Raw genomic sequence first — 16,041 nt, forward strand, 5'->3', positions numbered from 1 at the left:
GGCGCGGGCCGTGCGTGGCTGGGGCGGTCAGCCGGAGCGGAAGTCGCAGCCGACGTCCAGAATCGGCGCGGAGTGGGTCAACGCGCCGACGGAAAGGTAGTCGACTCCGGTCTCGGCCGCGGCGCGCGCCTGGCTCAGGGTCAGCCCGCCGCTCGCCTCCAGCCTGGTACGACCATACGGCTCGTTGCGCCCGACGAGCAGTACCGCGGCGCGCATCCGCTCCGGGGTGAAGTTGTCCAGGAGCACCAGCTCAGCCCCGGCCTCGACGACCGGCAGCAGCTGGTCGAGCGTATCGACCTCGACCTCGATCGGCAGGTGCGGGTACCGCTTGCGCACGGCTTCGAACGCCTCGACCACGCCGCCGGCGGCGACCACGTGGTTGTCCTTGACCATCGCGGCGTCCGACAACGACATCCGGTGGTTGACACCGCCGCCGCAGCGCACCGCGTACTTCTCCAGTCCGCGCAAGCCGGGCGTGGTCTTGCGGGTGTCGCGGATCCGCGCCCCGGTGCCCGCGACCGCGTCGACCCAGGCGCGGGTCACGGTCGCGATTCCGGACAGGTGGCACAGCAGGTTCAGCGCCGTGCGCTCCGCGGTCAGCAGGTCGCGCACCCGGCCCGCCGCGGTGAAGAGCACCGTCCCCGGCTCGACCCGGTCGCCGTCCGCGACGTGGAACTCGATCCGAGCGCTACCGTCGCAGACCAGGTCGAGCACGGCCGCGGCGACCGGGACGCCGGCCGCGACGCCGTCGGCGCGCGAAGTGAAGTCGGCGACGGCGCGCGCGGTTTCGTCCACGGTCGCGGCCGTGGTCACGTCCTCGCCCCCGTCGAGGTCTTCCTCGAGGGCGTTGCGCACGACGCGTTCGACGTAGTCGGGGTCGAGCCCCGCGTCGGTGATCAGCCGTGCGATCTGAGCCGAGATCACCGGGCCTCCTCCTTCCGGACGTACTGGGACATGGGATTCCGATCGACCGGCGCGAGCGGCACGTCGGTGAAGCGCACACCCTCCGGGCCGGCCTGCGCCACCTGCCGCACCCGCCAGCGCGCGTCGTCGGCGGCGGGGAAGTCCTCCCGCCAGTGTGAGCCGCGGGTCTCCTCGCGCCGGGCCGCCGCCTCGGCGAGCACCGTGGCCACCTGCTGGAGGTTCGTGGCCTCCCACGCCTCGGCGCGCGGATCGTCGTCGGCGCGATCCAGCAGCGTCCGCAGTTCGGCCGAGGTGCGGGCGAGCGATTCGGCACTGCGCAGCACTCCGGCGCCGGCGCTCATCGCCTGCTGCGTCGCGTGCCGGACCGAGGGGTCCAGCAGCAGCTGCGGGCGCGCGTCGTCAGCCGGCTCACCGGGCGGGTTCTCGCCGCCGGGACCGAGCGCGCGCGCGATGTCGCGGCCGATCCGGTCGGCGAAGACCAGCCCCTCGAGCAGCGAGTTGGAGGCGAGGCGGTTGGCGCCGTGCACCCCGGTGCAGGCGGTCTCGCCGCAGGCGTAGAGGCCGGGGATCGAGGTGCGGCCCCAGTGGTCGGTGCGCACCCCGCCGGAGGCGTAGTGCGCGGCCGGGGCGACCGGGATCAGGTCCCTGACCGGGTCGATGCCGTTGCGGTGCAGCGATTCCCAGATGGTCGGGAATCGGCCGCGCCACTTGTCCTCGCCGAAGTGCCGCGCGTCCAGCCACATGTGGTCGAGTCCTGATTCGTTGGCGCGGCGCATGATCGCCTTGGCCACGATGTCGCGCGGAGCCAGGTCCGCGAGCTCGTGCACCCCGGTCATGAAGCGCTCGCCCTTGGCGTCGACGAGGAAGGCACCCTCGCCGCGCACCGCCTCGGAGATCAACTGCTGCTGGCCGCGGGCCCCGTCGCCGAGCCAGAGCACGGTCGGGTGGAACTGGACGAATTCGAGGTCTGCGACCTGCGCCCCGGCCCGCAGCGCGAGCGCGACGCCGTCCCCGGTGACCACCGCCGGGTTGGTGGTGGCGGTGAAGACCTGGCCGAGGCCGCCGGTGGCCAGGACCACGGCCCGGGCGCGCACCGCGCCGACGCCGTCGCGGGCGCCCTCGCCGAGTACGTGCAGCGTCAGCCCGGCGGCGCGTCCCGCCGCGTCGGTGAGCAGGTCCAGCACGAGCGCATGGTCGATGACCTCGATCTCGGCCACCAGTTTGTCGAGCCGGGCCAGCAGCGCCCGGGAGACCTCCGCCCCGGTCGCGTCGCCGCCGGCGTGGATGATCCGGTCCGCGTGGTGGCCGCCCTCCCGGGTCAGCGCGATGCTGCCGTCGGCTCCGCGGTCGAACTCGGCGCCACGCTCGATCAGCCGCCGCACCGCCGGCGGGCCCTCGGTGACCAGGATGCGCACCGCCTCCGGGTCGCAGAGCCCTGCTCCGGCGGTGAGCGTGTCCGCCAGGTGCGCCTCGGGGGTGTCGCCGAGGCCGAGCGCGGCCGCGATGCCGCCCTGCGCCCAGCGGGTCGAGCCGTCCGACGGCTGCGCCTTGGTGACCAGCAGGACCGAGCCGGCGTGCCGGGCGGCGAGCGCCGCGGTCAGTCCGGCGATCCCGGAGCCGACCACCACGGTGTCGGCGTAGGCGGTCCAGCCGGGCGCGGGTGCCAGCAGCCTGGATATGCGGGTCATTTCACCTCGCCGGTGGCGGTCAACCCGGTGTTGACGATGAAGATCGGAGTGTTGTCGATGAGGCGGGTCGTGCCGACGCGCGCGGCGAGCGCGAGGATGGCGTTGCCGGTGTAGTCGTGCGGGACTTCGTGGAAGTCGTCCGGATCGACCAGCGCGAGATAGTCGAGCACCAGCGGCGGCTCAGCGCTCGCGGCCTCGTCCAGTACCGCGCGCGCCGCCGCGCGGATCGCGGGCGCGGTGGGCCGGGTCGCGCCCTCGGCCAGCGCCCTGCTGAGCGCGAGCGCGGTCTGCCGCCCGGCCGGCGAGAGGTACCGGTTGCGGCTGGAGAGCGCCAGTCCGTCGGGTTCGCGCACCGTGCGCACGCCTACGATCTCGACCGGCAGGTCGAAGTCGATCACCATCCGGCGTATCAGCGCCAGTTGCTGCGCGTCCTTCCGGCCGAAGAAGGCGATGTCCGGGGCGGTCAGGTGCAGCAGCTTGTTGACGACGGTGAGCATCCCGGCGAAGTGCCCGGGACGCCAGGCCCCTTCGAGCAGTTCGCCCATCGGGCCCGGGTCCACGGTGACCGCGGGCGGCCCGCTCGGATAGACCTCCTCGGCCGGGGGCGCGAAGACCACGTCCACGTCGGCCGCCTCGCACAGTTTCAGGTCCTCGTCCAGGGACCGCGGATAGCGGGCGAAGTCCTCGTCCGGGCCGAATTGCAGCGGGTTGACGAAGACGGTCACGATCACGGTCTTGGCCGCTTGCCGGGCCGCCTGGATCAGCGCCAGGTGCCCGTCATGAAGCGCGCCCATCGTCATGACCACGGCGACCTCCCCGAGGCGCCCCGCCCGGGCGGCCTCCAACTCGGCCCGGGTGCGAACGACCCTCATCACCGGCTCTCTCCCTTCCTCACGGCCGCTGCCGCACCCATCCGCGGCACGCGCGGTAACATCCCGCACCCCCGAGTCCTGCATCCCGTCACCGGTCCGCGTCATCCGACTGCGGCCCGCCGAGGACGCCGAGCAGCGGCGCGGCCTGCTCGGCGGTGAGCATCCCGGCGGCCAGCGCACGGTCGGCGGTGAGCCGGGCCATCGCCAGGTACGCGGCACGTACCGGCCCGTGCGGCGCGACCTTGTCGAGCTCGGAAAGGTGCGCGGCCACGGTACCCGCGTCTCCGCGGGCCACCGGACCCGTCAGCGCGGTGTCGCCGGAACGCAGCGCGTTGTCGAGCGCGGCCGAGAGCAGCGGAGCGAGCATGTGGTTCGGCTGCCCGACCCCGGCGTCCCGCAGCAGGTCGGCGGCCTGGGCGACGAGCGTCACCAGGTAGTTGGCCCCGGCGGCCAGGGCCGCGTGGTAAAGCGGGCGGCGCTCCTCGGCGATCCACTCGGGCTCGCCGCCCATCTCGACCACGAGTGTCTCGGCCATCGGACGGAACTGCTCGGGCGCGGTGACCCCGAACGAGCAGCCGGACAGCCGGGCGAGGTCCACCTCGGTTCCGGTGAAGGTCATCACCGGGTGCAGCGCCAGCGGAAGCGCGCCTGCCTTTCGCGCGGGGGCGAGCACGCCGATGCCGTACCTTCCGGAGGTGTGCACGACGATCTTGCCCGGCTGGATCGCACCGGTCGCGGCGAGACCGGCGACGAGTTGGGCGAGTGCGTCATCAGGCACGGTCAGCAGGAGCAACTCGGCCCGCGTGGCGACCTCCTGGGCGGGCAGCATCGGCACCCCGGGAAGCAGTTCGGCGGCGCGGTCGCGAGAGCGCTCGGACACGCCGGAAGCCGCCACCACGCCGTGTCCCGCGCGGGCCAGGGCGGCACCGAGCACCGGACCCACTCTTCCCGCGCCGATGACGCCGACGGTGAAGCGCCCGGGGCGGGAAGTCGTGGCAGCGTCCGGTGGCTGCGCTGGCGAGCCGTCCACGCCTTTTCACTCCTCATCCGCTTCCGTTCCAGTCCCTCGGCGGGGGTACCGGACGTGGCACAAGCGTACGCGCCCGCGGTGACACATGCGCCGCCCTCGCCAAGGACGGCAGTGCCGGACGGCCCCGCGATGCAGCACAATGGCGATCATGTCGGGTGAGGAAGGCCGGTACGCCGCCGCCCTGGTCGACCGGGCGCGCGCCCGGATCTACCGCGGCGCACGCCGACCACTCGCACCGGCGTTGCGCGCGCTGCGCTTGCACGGGCTGGAACACTGGATGGTGCGCGAGCGGGACGCCTTTGTGCAGACCGCGAAGGCGGCGCTGGCCGCCGCGCTGGCCTGGGGCGTGGCCTCGGAGGTGCTGCGGGTGCGCGACCCGGTGCTCGCCTCGGTCGCGGCGCTGGTCGTGGTGCAGGTGACGCTCTATCAGTCGGTGCGCCGGGCGATCCAATACAGCGCCGGCATCGTCGCCGGGATGGTCGGCGCGCTGGCGATCGGCCGCTATCTCGGTGTCAACATGCTGACCATGTCGCTGATCGTGGTGTTCGGGCTGGTGCTCGGCCGGTCCCTGCAGCTGGGCACGCAGGTCACCCAGGTCGCGGTGACGGGACTGCTGGTGCTTGCCTTCGGCAGCAGCTACGGGCTGGTGCGCGTGTTGGACAGCATGGTCGGCGCGGCGATCGGTGTGGTCGTGAACATCCTGATCGCGCCGCCGACCTTCGCCCGCACCGCGGCCAAGGAACTGGCGGACCTGGCCGACGACCTGGCCTCGCTGTGCGCCTCCGTGGCGCGGCGGCTTCCCGGGCAGTGGAGCCACGAACAGGCGCGCGGCTGGCTGGACCGCAGCCGGGAGCTGGGCGCCTCGGCCCGGGCCGCGCGCAAGATCGCCCGGCAGGCGGAGGAGTCGCTCAAGTACCATCCCCGCAAGTCGGTGCACCTGGACGACGTGCACCGGGTGGACGAGGCGGCGACCGCGCTCGACCACGTCGCCACTCAATTCAACAGCCTGATGCGCGGGCTCTCCGATCTGACCGCGGACTACGCCGGCATCCCGGCCGCACACCAGTCGGTGCCGCCGGAACTGGCCCGTCTGCTCGACGACGCGGCCAAGGCGCTCAACGCGTTCGGCCGGTTGCAACTTCCGGACAAGGCGAGCCCGCGCGTGTACGACGAACTGAGCCGGCTGATCAAGTCCTCGAAACCGCACGCGCGCGAGGCCGCGCAGGCCATGCACCCGGATGTGGACGCGCCGACGATGCTGTGGTCCATCCACGGGGCGCTGCTCGACGATTCGCGCAGGATGCTGCGCGAACTGGACCCCGACGACGGCCCGCACCGGGAGGGAATCCCCGCGAGCCTTCGCGCGTACTCGGCGCACCCCTCCCGGCAGCGGGTCTGATGTGCTCGGAGGTCAGCGCTCAGTGCGGTCCCGGGCGCACCAGACCCGTTTCATAGGCCAGGACGACGGCCTGCACCCGGTCGCGCAGGTCCAGTTTCATCAGAATCCTGCCGACGTGTGTCTTCACGGTGGCTTCCGAGAGCACGAGCCGCGCCGCGATCTCCGCGTTGGACAAGCCCTGCGCCACCAGTCCGAGTACTTCCCGCTCCCGCTCGGTGAGCGCCGAGAGCGTCGGCGGTGGCGGCGCGGCGCTGCTCGGCAGCAGCGGGGCGAAGCGGTCCAGCAGTCGCCGCGTCGTGGAAGGGGCCACGACGGCGTCGCCGCTGTGCACGGCGCGGATCGCGGAGAGCAGTTCGGTGGGCGGCACGTCCTTGAGCAGGAATCCGCTCGCTCCCGCCTTGATCGCGGCGAATGCGTACTCGTCGAGGTCGAAAGTGGTCAGTATGAGCACCTTCGGGTGCGGGTCGAGGGCCGAGCCGAAGCCGTCGCCAAGCAGCCGACGCGTCGCCTCCACGCCGTCGAGTGCGGGCATACGCACGTCCATCAGCACGACGTCCGCCCGAACCTGCTCGAGGAGCTCCAGAGCGGCGACACCGTCCGCCGCTTCCCCGACGACTTCCATGTCCTGCTGGGCGTCGAGGATCATCCGGAACCCGGTGCGCAGCAGTTCTTGGTCGTCGACAAGCGCGACGCGGATCTTCAGATTCTCCCGGGCGGCCGTCGCTCCACCGGCCAGACCGCCGGTCATGCAGCGTCCCGGATCAACGCGGCGCGGTACGGAAGTACCGCCTCCACCTCGTATCCGCCTTCGTGCCTTGGACCGGCATTAAGCGCTCCCCCGTACATGGCGACTCTTTCCTTCATCCCAATCACGCCGTTTCCCTGGCCGTCGGTCAGCGCCGTGGCCCCTCGGCCGTCATCGCGTACCAGCATCCGAAGTTCGTCCTCACCGTAGTGCAGCGAAACCTGTGCGCTCACATGAGGGCCACCGTGCTTACGGGTGTTGGTCAGTGACTCCTGCACGATGCGGTACGCGGCGAGTGCCATTCCCTGAGGCAACGGCACGGGGACGCCCTCAACGGTGAAGTCGACCGCCAAGCCGGCGGCCCGCACCTGTTCCAGTAAGTCCTCCAGTTGGTCGACACCCGGCTGCGGGGCCCGATCAGCAGTGTTGTCCTCCGCGCGGAGCACGCCGATCAGACGCCGCATCTCGGCTAACGCGGAGCGGCCTGTCTCGGCGATCGTGCCCAGCGCTCGGCGCGCGGTCTGCGGGGAGCCGTCCAGCGCGTAAGTCGCACCCTCGGCTTGGACGACCATGACGGAGACATGGTGCGCCACCACGTCGTGCAGTTCGCGTGCGATACGCGCGCGTTCTGCGGCCGCCCCGATCTGTGCCTGCTGGTCCCGCTCACGTTCGAGCCTGCGCGCCTTGTCTTCCAGATCCAGGTAGTACGCGCGGCGGTAACGCATCGAGTCGCCGAGTACCCAGGCGATTATCAGCGGCGCGGCAAACACCCCGTATACGAAGACCCAGGCGTACGACGAGATGTGCGTCCTCGGCGCACCGGTGATCCAGTGTTCGAGTGCGATTACCACGCCGATCAACCCGACCCCGAGGCCGATCAGCGAGATGCGCCGCACTCGGTACGCGGCCAGCGCGTACACCGCCATCGGCACCGCGAGATCGGACAGGGTGGGCCTGTCGCCGAGGAGAGCCTGGAAAGCTCCGAAGAACACCACGGCCCAGTACGTCAGCACCGGGTAGCGCCGCCGGAAGAGCAGCGGCGCGCCGATGAACACCCCCGCCACGGAGGCGACGAACGCGTTGCGCTCCAGCACGGAGATCGCGCCGAAGAACACCAGCATGGCCGCCATCACACCGTCGACCAGCGTCGGGTGCTGCTGGAGCCATACATATACGCGTGTCACGGGAAGAGCGTACGAAATGAATGTCCCGGTGCCCATGCACCGCCGGGCCGAACTACGGACTCATCCCGCAGCGGTACGGTCTAATCCCATGGTGGGACAGACCGAGACGCGGCCGTGGTCGCAGGCGATGCAGCAGGCGCTTTACGGCCCGGGCGGCTTCTACCGGTCGGGGGCAGGGCCGGCGGCGCACTTCCGGACCTCCGTGCACGCCTCTCCGCTTTTCGCGGCCGCGGTTCTCCGGCTGCTTGGCGAGGTCGATGAGGCCTTGAACAGCCCCGATGAGCTGGCGCTGGTCGACGTGGGCGCCGGGCGCGGGGAGTTGCTGGAAGCGGTGTGGTCCGAGGCGTCGGCCCGCGAAACCCTTTCCCGGCGGCTGCGGCTCATCGCGGTGGATCTCGCCGACCGGCCCGGCGAGCTGGATCCCGTGATCGAATGGCGCCACACGCCGCCGCGCGAGGTGACCGGCCTTCTCATCGCGAACGAGTGGCTGGACAACGTGCCCTGCGACGTGGTGGAAGCGACGCGGGACGGCTGGCGCGTCGTCGAGGTTGCGGCGGACGGCGCGGAGCGGATCGGCAGCGCGCCGAACCCACTCGACCAGGAGTGGCTGTCCACGTGGTGGCCCAAACCCGAGACAGCCGACACCGAGCCGGACCCGCCGCCGCGAGCCGAGATTGGCCTGAGTCGTGACGCCGCGTGGGCCGAGGCCGTGGCGACGCTGGACCGAGGCGTCGCCATCGCGATCGACTACGCGCATGTCCGCGAGTCACGGCCGCCTTTCGGCACATTGGCCGGTTATGCCGGAGGTAGGCAGGTCATGCCGGCACCGGACGGTTCATGCGATATCACCGCACATGTGGCGCTCGATTCGTGCGCGGCGACGGCACGTGCCGACTGGACCGTACACAGCACCCAGCGAGAGGTTTTCCACAGCCTGGGGATAACCGGCGGGCGCCCGGAACTCGCCCTTGCCGCGAGCGACCCGCGCGGATACCTACGCGCGCTCGCCCAAGCCTCCACAGCCGCCGAATTGACCGATCCGCACGGCTTGGGCGCATTCGGCTGGCTGGTACAAGGCGTCGCGGTCCCCGTCCCCGCGTCGCTCACAGGTCTGTGACCTGACCGGCCGACCCGGGGCCGCTGCGGCGTACGGCGAAGCAGTGAGAGACTTACCCCTCATGGGACAGCTTGTGGAGCGCACCGCCGGAGTCGGCGCGGGCCTGGCCACCGAGGACATGATCCTCAACATCGGTCCGCAGCATCCGTCCACCCACGGCGTGCTGCGCTTGCGGCTGGTCCTCGACGGCGAGCGGATCGTGTCGGCCGAGCCGATCGTCGGTTACATGCACCGCGGCGCCGAGAAACTGTTCGAGGTGCGTGACTACCGGCAGATCATCATGCTGGCGAACCGGCACGACTGGCTCTCCGCCTTCTGCAACGAACTCGGCGTGGTCCTCGCCGCGGAACGGATGCTGGGGATGGAGTTGCCGGTGCGCGCGTCCTGGGCGCGCACGATGCTCGCCGAACTGAACCGGGTCCTCAACCACCTGATGTTCCTCGGCTCCTACCCCCTCGAACTGGGCGCGATCACGCCGATCTTCTACGCCTTCCGGGAGCGCGAAGACCTGCAGAAGGTGATGGAGGAGATCTCCGGCGGCCGCATGCACTTCATGTTCAACCGGGTCGGCGGCCTGAAGGACGACCTGCCGGCCGGCTGGCTTGACCGGGCACGCCGCACGATCCACGCGGTACGCGGCCGGCTCGCCGACATCGAGAACCTGATCCACGGCAACGAGATCTTCCGCGCGCGCACCGAGGGCGTCGGCGTGCTGACGACGGAACAGATCGCCGCGTACGGCCTGTCCGGTCCGATCGCGCGGGCCGGGGGCGTCGACTTCGACCTGCGCCGCGACGAGCCCTACCTCGCCTACGGCGAACTCGGCGACGTGCTGCGGGTGGTGACCCGTAAGGCCGGCGACTGTTTCAGCCGGTTCGACTGCCTCCTGGAACAGACCCGCGTCTCGCTGGACCTCGCCGAAGCCTGCGCCGATCGGCTCGCGGCGCTGCCGCAGGGCCCGATCAACCTGCGGCTGCCCAAGGTGCTCAAGGTGCCCGAGGGCGAGACCTACGCCTGGACCGAGAACCCGCTCGGCATCAACGGCTACTACCTCGTCTCACGCGGCGAGAAGACCCCGTGGCGGCTCAAGCTGCGCTCAGCCTCGTTCAACAACATCCAGGTGCTCGGCGAGCTGCTGCCGGGACATCTGGTCGCCGACATGGTGGCGATCCTCGGCTCGATGTTCTTCGTGGTCGGCGACATCGACAAGTAGGCCCGCGGCGGGCGCGGGCAGCGCCCGGGCCCGCGTCGCCGCTACGCCATGTCCTTGATCTCGCGCACGGAGAACTCGACGGTCTCGTCGTACGCGGTCAGGTCGAGCACGCCGTCCAGGTCACCCGCGCCGATCACCGGGGCCATCGCGAGCGCGGCCTCCGAGACCGGGACCGCATCGGCGGCCAACTGGTCGACGAACGGGCGATAGAGCCGATCCGCCTCGGCGCCGCGGTCCGCGCCGTCGCCATCCACGACCTGCCAGCCGCGCCGCCGCGCCACGGCATTGGCTTGGCGGGCGGTAACCGGTCGCGGCCTCGCGGGCCGTCCCGGCGTCGTCTCGTCCCCGCCCGACTCGCCCGCCGCGGCCCCGGACGACGCCGCCGGTTCCTCGACGGCCAGCACCAGCGAAGGCGCACCGGGCTGCCAACCGTCGGAGCCGGTGATCGCGTCGAGTTCGCGCTCGGCGGCGCGCCGGGCGGCGCGCTCCCGCTCCAACTGCTCGCGCGCGCGGGTGAGCTGATTCTGTATCAGGGTCGAGTACTGCTGTTCTTGCTCAAGCTCGGTGCGCACCCGCTCCAGTTCGCCGCGATGTCTGTGCTCGGCTGCCGCAAGCGCGTCGAGATCGGCGCGCCGCAGCCGGGCCATCTCCTTGGCTCGCCGTTCCACCATGCCGCGTTGCTGCCAGAGCGCGGCGAAACCGAGCACCGCGGCGGCCGAAGAGATGACACAGTCGGCCCACGCACCCGCGGGCTGACCCAGACCTGCGGCAAGGCCCCCGCCCGCCGCGGTCAACAGAAGGATGGCAATGCTCGGCCGGGTTCCCGACGGACCCGCCCCCGTAGTCTGCCGATGACGCATACGCGAACTCTAGTTGTCGCCACGCATTCTATGGAATACCCCGATTGCGGATCGGAACGTCAAAGCTGCGTCATGCCGCGTCGGGCGAAGGGAACGCCCTGATGACGGCGAACGCCCGTCAGGCGCCCGAGGGCACTTTGGCGTCGTTGCCCGGCTCCTCCGGTGGCACTTTCAGAATGTGTTCGAGATAGATCGCCGCCGCCACCAGAGCCGCGCCGCCCAGAACCGCGAAACCGCAGCGCAGCGCCTCCGAGCGGTAGATGCCGACGTCCAGTCGGCCGAGCAGGAACAGTCCGTAACCGGCGTAGATGCCGGCGAACACCGAGCCGACCAGGCCGGAGGCCTTCGCCAGCACCAGCGCGCGGGCTGCCTGCAACGGATCGATCGGTTTGACCGGCCGCTCGTTCGGCTCTCGTGGCAGCCCTCGCTCGATCCGCGCCCGCGCCTTGCGGTACGCGGCGAACCGAGCGCGCAGACCGAGCGCGACCCCGAATACCGCGGCCGCGAGCACCGCCAGGGTGATCGGCGCGGAGAGCGGCACCGCGGGGACGCTGCCGGCACCGAGGTGGTCCCAGAACCGCAGCACCGCATACGCGATAGCGGCCACGACGACTACGGTCGCCACGAGCACCAGCGGCTTGGTCGGTTTCACGGCTCCAGTCTGTCAGTTTCGGTTCCGCCGGGGCGAGCATCGTTCCGGTTCGATACGCCGTCAGAATGGCATACGGTTCGGTTCTCGCGCCGGTCGCAGCCGCGGCTTCACAGTTGTAACACCAGGTCGTCGCGTCGTTTCACTCCGCTGATCGGCTTGAGCGCCTCCAACAGCGCCGAGATCGGCCCCCAGCCCGGAAGCTTCGCGTCGGGCTCCACGTCGTGCCACGGGACCAGCACGAAAGCCCGCTCGTGGGCCCGCGGATGCGGCACCGTCAGCCTGTTGTTGTGGGTGACCAGTGAGTCATAGGCGATGATGTCGACGTCGATGGTGCGCGCCGACCAGCGTTCCTCCCCCCGCCGGCGGTGCAGTGCCTGCTCGATGGCCAGCGCCCGATCCAGCAGGGTCAGCGGGGTCAGGTCGGTGGAGACCACGACGACCGCGTTGTAGAAGTTCGGCTGGCCGCTCAGATCCGCGGAACCGGCCGCACCCCGCGGTCCGCCGAAGGGCTCGGTCTCGTAGACCGGGGAGATCCGCACGACTTCGAGGGCGGGCGTGTCCTCCAGGGCGTCCACCGCCGCCTGGAGGTTCGTCAGCCGGTGCTCCAGGTTCCCGCCGATCGCAAGCACCGCTCGGTGGTCGTAGCCCGGCGCGTTGTCGCGGTTCATCGTGCCTCCTGCCGCGCCTCGGTCCGCCGCCGGACGGTGACGGTGACGTCGTCGAACGGAACCGATATCGGCGCGTCCGGCTTGTGCACGGTGATCTGCACCTCACGCACGGCCGGATCGGCCAGACACGCGGCCGCGATCCGCTCGGCCAACGTCTCGATGAGGTTGACCGGCTCACCTTCGACGAGCGCGACGATCTTCTCGGCGATCGCCCCGTAGTCGGCCGTCGCGGCCAGGTCGTCACTCACCGCGGCGGCCCTGACGTCGACGCCGAGCGCGGCGTCCACGATGAAGGTCTGGCCCTCGGCCCGCTCGCGCGGGAAGACTCCGTGCCGACCGCGCCCCCGCAGTCCGAGCAGCTCTATCCGATCCAGATCCGCTGCCCGGTCCACGCTTTACCCCTCGCCCGTCTGCTGCCGCGTTTACCGCCTACGGCAAGCTGCCTCCCCACACCACCCCGGGGTCTAACCACCGGACGGCCCTTTGGGGGTTATTCGTGCTCGTCCGGCGGCTCGGCGCCGCCCGAAGGGAAGACCGGGGAGGAGTGGTGGGCGAACAGCAGCCAACGTCCGTCACCGGCGCGCCGGAAGAGGTTGGTGGCCTCGGCCCGGCCCCCGGCGAACCCCACCGGGTCCTCGCCCTCACCGTGCGGCAGGTCGGTCAGCACGTTCTCCGCGCAGGTCACCACGGCCATGTCTCCGCAGACCACGACCCGGACATCCGTGATGAAGAACTGAAGGTACGACAGGCGCGACATCACGACGGCCCACGACATCAGCACCTGCGAACGTCCGTGCACGGCGGGCTGTCCCGGGTGCACGCAGTGCGCGGTCCCGGCGTGTTCGCCGTCGATCCACACCGCGCGCACGGTGTCGAGGTCTCCGTCCTCCACCGCCTGGTAGAAGGCCTCGTTGACCGCGGCGACCGCGGCCTGCTCAGCAGTGAACGGCTCCTCGTCCACCGGCGGCTGTGTCGCCATCAACGGCCCCCCGCTCTCTTCGCGTATCGCGGATCACCTACCGCGGCCGCGACACGCACCGCGTCAATCGCCTCAGCCGCCGCGTGTACCCGCACCGCCCACGCGCCGCGAGCCGCGACGAGCGTGACGAGCGCGATCGTGGCGACGTCCCGTTCCGGCGCGGGGCGCGGCTCGCCGTCCGGGCCGGCCAGCAGCCGGCCGAGGAAGCGCTTGCGCGACGGGCCGACCAGCACCGGGTGGCCCAGAGAGTGTAGCTCGTCGAGATGGCCGACCAGCTCCCAGTCGTGCGCCGCGGTCTTGGCGAAGCCCAGACCCGGATCGAGGATGATCCGGTCCGGCGCGATTCCGCCGCCGACCGCCCGCTCGACGCGTTCGGCCAGTTCACGCCGCACCTCGGCGACGACGTCCCCGTACACGGCACGGCTGTTCATATCGACGCTGTGCCCGCGCCAGTGCATCAGTATGTACGGAACCTGCGCCTCGGCCACGAACGGGATCATCTCCGGGTCGGCCTGTCCGCCGCTGACGTCGTTGACGATGCGCGCGCCCGCCGCAACGGCACGCCGGGCGACCTGCGCGCGCATCGTGTCGACGGAGATGATCGCGCCCTCGCGGGCCAGCGCCTCGATGACCGGGACGATGCGGCGCATCTCCTCCTCGGCGGGGACACGCAGCGCCCCGGGTCTGGTCGACTCGCCGCCGACGTCGAGGTAGTCGACGCCGGCGGTCAGCAGTTCCAGGCCGTGCGCGATCGCCGCGCGCGGCTCGAAGTAGCGGCCGCCGTCGGAGAACGAGTCGGGCGTGACGTTGACCACGCCCATCACGGCGCACCGGTCGAGTTCGGCAAGTCCCGTCACCCGCCGGTTGGGTCGCGTCGCCAGCACAGCCATGGGCTCAGCCTAGCGACTGCGCGGGGTTCAGCCGACCGCCGCGCGGCGCCGGCCGGTCAGTAGGTCCGCAGCGAGGCCGCCTCGGTCTGCTCGCCTTCGTCCTTCGGGCCGCGGCGCAGCAGCGAGGGCAGCACCAGGAATGCCTCGGCTTCCAGCGCCGCCAGCGCGATCCGGGGCAGTTCGCGGGTCTGCCGGAAGGCCACGAAGCGCGGTTCCCAGACCGGGCGGAACTTGGCGTTGAAGCGGTACAGCGATTCGATCTGGAACCAACGCGACAGGAAGACCAGCAGCCCCCGCCATCGCCGCAGAACCGGGCCGGCCCCGATCCGCTCGCCGCGTTCCAGCGCGGAGCGGAACACCGCGAAGTTCAGCGACATCCGTTTCACGCCGAGGGCTCGCGCCTCTCGCAGCGTGGCGACGATCATCAGCTCGTTGAGTCCCGGGTCCGCCGAACGGTCGCGCCGCATCAGGTCCAGGGAGAGCCCGTCCACGCCCCAGGGCACGAAGTTGAGCACGGCCCGGATCTCACCGTCCTTGACTGCGGTCACCACGACGCAGTCGCCGTCGGCGGGATCGCCGAAGCGGCCCAGCGCCATGGAGAAGCCGCGCTCGGTCTCGGTGGAGCGCCCGTCGCAGGCCAGTCTCCGGATCAGGACGACCTCGGCCGCGGGGATGTCGCGCAGCCGGCGTACCTGGCAGGTGTAGCCCTGCCGTTCGATCCGGTTGACCATCTGCCGCACGTTGCGCATCGCGCGGCCTTCGAGCGAGAAGTCGGCGACCTCGACCACCGCCTCGTCGCCCAGCTCCAACGCGTCCATGCCGGCCTCGCGGTGCCAGATTTCGCCGGCCTGCTCCGAGCAGCCCATGACCGCGGGAATCCAGGCGTAACGTTCGGCCCGCTCGATGAAGGCCCGGATGGCGCCGGGCCAGGCCTCCGGGTCACCGATCGGGTCACCGCTGGCCAGCATCACCCCGGAGACGACCCGGTAGGCGATGCAGGACTTGCCGGTGGCGGAGAAAAGCACGGACTTGTCGCGGCGCAACGCGAAGTAACCGAGCGAGTCACGCCGCCCGTGCCGCTCCAGCAGCGCGCGAATCTCGGTCTCCTGCTGCGGGGTGAGCCGAGCGGCCGGTTCGGCCGGCCGCAGGAACAGGTAGAGCGTGACCAGCACGGTCAGCAGGCCGAGGCCGAACAGGGAGAAGTAGATGTAGTCGCCGTAGTTGTCGCCGCGAAACTGCATCGGCCCGCTGACTCCGGCGAGTCCCAGCACGACGTGGTCGATCCGGTCGAACATGCTCGCGCTGCCGACGATGTGGTCCCCTCGCGCCGAGACCAGTAAGAGCCCGATCACGATGTCGCCGATCAACATCGCCCAGAAGGTCCAGATCGCCCGCCACCGCGACTTCGGGTCGCTGAGCGCGTAAAACTCGTCGCGGTAAACGATCAGCAGGACCAGGAAGACGAAGTAGAGCACGAGCCCGCCCAAGTGCTCACGCCGCACCACGTGTACGGCGATCGACGCGGCAAGCAACGCGACGACGCCCATCCAGGCGCGGTGCTTACGCCGCCGGAGCGCGTGCGCCAGCGAGACCAACAGCACGCCGAGGATCAGGCTGGCGGCGACCGCGTACGGATTGACCTGGAGCCCGGGCACCAAGTGTCCGAACTTGTGCACGGACTCCATGTGCCTGACCCGCGGGAAGAGGGCGGACAGGATGTCGAAAAGGCCGAGCAGGTAACAGAGGATTCCGGCGGCGCGCGGTACCCACGGTTTCGGAGTGCGTACCGGCGGTGGGGGGGGTCTTGGGCTCGAGCGCGG

16 protein-coding genes are annotated in these 16,041 nt (G+C 71.0%); 3 read left to right on the forward strand and 13 right to left on the reverse strand.

What is annotated here, in order from left to right; genetic code table 11:
* Positions 1–27: 27 nt before the first annotated feature.
* The 4 genes from nadC to KGA66_RS31840 all read right to left on the reverse strand — a co-directional run bounded on the left by nadC (position 28) and on the right by KGA66_RS31840 (position 4,514).
* A complete protein-coding gene (nadC, locus tag KGA66_RS23865) occupies positions 28–924 on the reverse strand; it encodes a carboxylating nicotinate-nucleotide diphosphorylase (RefSeq protein ID WP_211470846.1) in 897 nt (298 codons plus the stop codon).
* Positions 921–2,612, reverse strand: a complete 1,692-nt coding sequence (locus KGA66_RS23870) for an L-aspartate oxidase (RefSeq protein ID WP_211470848.1) — start codon at positions 2,610–2,612, stop codon at positions 921–923. Before KGA66_RS23870 ends, nadC begins: the two co-directional genes overlap by 4 nt.
* Entirely contained in the window at positions 2,609–3,484 is an 876-nt protein-coding gene (panC, locus tag KGA66_RS23875) for a pantoate--beta-alanine ligase (RefSeq protein WP_246508491.1), read from the reverse strand. Before panC ends, KGA66_RS23870 begins: the two co-directional genes overlap by 4 nt.
* A gap of 88 nt (positions 3,485–3,572) precedes the next feature.
* A complete protein-coding gene (locus tag KGA66_RS31840; RefSeq protein WP_211470852.1) occupies positions 3,573–4,514 on the reverse strand; it encodes a Rossmann-like and DUF2520 domain-containing protein in 942 nt (313 codons plus the stop codon).
* 148 nt (positions 4,515–4,662) lie between these two features.
* Between KGA66_RS31840 and KGA66_RS23885 the strand changes: the two genes are divergently transcribed.
* Positions 4,663–5,913 (forward strand): FUSC family protein, encoded by a 1,251-nt coding sequence (locus KGA66_RS23885; RefSeq protein WP_211470854.1) that lies wholly within the window; start codon positions 4,663–4,665, stop codon positions 5,911–5,913.
* Positions 5,914–5,932: 19 nt separating this feature from the next.
* On the opposite strand, the gene KGA66_RS23890 is transcribed toward KGA66_RS23885, so the two are convergent.
* On the reverse strand, positions 5,933–6,616 hold the full coding sequence (locus tag KGA66_RS23890; RefSeq protein ID WP_369015951.1) for a response regulator transcription factor: 684 nt from the start codon (positions 6,614–6,616) through the stop codon (positions 5,933–5,935).
* 41 nt (positions 6,617–6,657) lie between these two features.
* Positions 6,658–7,842: a sensor histidine kinase gene (locus KGA66_RS31845; RefSeq protein ID WP_211470858.1), complete on the reverse strand. Its 1,185-nt coding sequence runs from the start codon at positions 7,840–7,842 to the stop codon at positions 6,658–6,660.
* A gap of 88 nt (positions 7,843–7,930) precedes the next feature.
* Between KGA66_RS31845 and KGA66_RS23900 the strand changes: the two genes are divergently transcribed.
* A complete protein-coding gene (locus KGA66_RS23900) occupies positions 7,931–8,959 on the forward strand; it encodes an SAM-dependent methyltransferase (RefSeq protein ID WP_211470860.1) in 1,029 nt (342 codons plus the stop codon).
* Positions 8,960–9,020: 61 nt separating this feature from the next.
* Positions 9,021–10,172 (forward strand): NADH-quinone oxidoreductase subunit D, encoded by a 1,152-nt coding sequence (locus tag KGA66_RS23905; RefSeq protein ID WP_211470862.1) that lies wholly within the window; start codon positions 9,021–9,023, stop codon positions 10,170–10,172.
* A gap of 41 nt (positions 10,173–10,213) precedes the next feature.
* Here KGA66_RS23905 and KGA66_RS23910 read toward each other — a convergent pair whose 3' ends face one another.
* The 7 genes from KGA66_RS23910 to KGA66_RS23940 form a co-directional block, all read right to left on the reverse strand.
* Positions 10,214–10,966 carry a hypothetical protein gene (locus KGA66_RS23910; RefSeq protein ID WP_211470864.1) on the reverse strand — a complete coding sequence of 251 codons (753 nt, stop codon included), beginning with the start codon at positions 10,964–10,966 and terminating at the stop codon, positions 10,214–10,216.
* Between the two features lie 184 nt (positions 10,967–11,150).
* A complete protein-coding gene (locus tag KGA66_RS23915; RefSeq protein WP_211470866.1) occupies positions 11,151–11,684 on the reverse strand; it encodes a DUF3180 domain-containing protein in 534 nt (177 codons plus the stop codon).
* A 107-nt stretch (positions 11,685–11,791) separates the two neighbouring features.
* Positions 11,792–12,352, reverse strand: a complete 561-nt coding sequence (gene folK, locus KGA66_RS23920) for a 2-amino-4-hydroxy-6-hydroxymethyldihydropteridine diphosphokinase (protein WP_211470868.1) — start codon at positions 12,350–12,352, stop codon at positions 11,792–11,794.
* Positions 12,349–12,726 (reverse strand): dihydroneopterin aldolase, encoded by a 378-nt coding sequence (folB, locus tag KGA66_RS23925; RefSeq protein WP_211470876.1) that lies wholly within the window; start codon positions 12,724–12,726, stop codon positions 12,349–12,351. Before folB ends, folK begins: the two co-directional genes overlap by 4 nt.
* A 116-nt stretch (positions 12,727–12,842) precedes the next feature.
* Positions 12,843–13,331, reverse strand: coding sequence for a nuclear transport factor 2 family protein (locus tag KGA66_RS23930; protein WP_211470870.1), 489 nt, complete (start codon positions 13,329–13,331; stop codon positions 12,843–12,845).
* Complete coding sequence (folP, locus tag KGA66_RS23935; protein WP_211470872.1) at positions 13,331–14,221, reverse strand: dihydropteroate synthase; 891 nt, start codon at positions 14,219–14,221, stop codon at positions 13,331–13,333. Before folP ends, KGA66_RS23930 begins: the two co-directional genes overlap by 1 nt.
* A gap of 56 nt (positions 14,222–14,277) precedes the next feature.
* A partial coding sequence (locus tag KGA66_RS23940; protein WP_211470874.1) for a phosphatidylglycerol lysyltransferase domain-containing protein occupies positions 14,278–16,041 on the reverse strand: 1,764 nt, incomplete at its 5' end.

It is taken from the genome of Actinocrinis puniceicyclus (assembly GCF_018283645.1).
Classification (GTDB): Bacteria; Actinomycetota; Actinomycetes; order Streptomycetales; family Catenulisporaceae; genus Actinocrinis; species Actinocrinis puniceicyclus.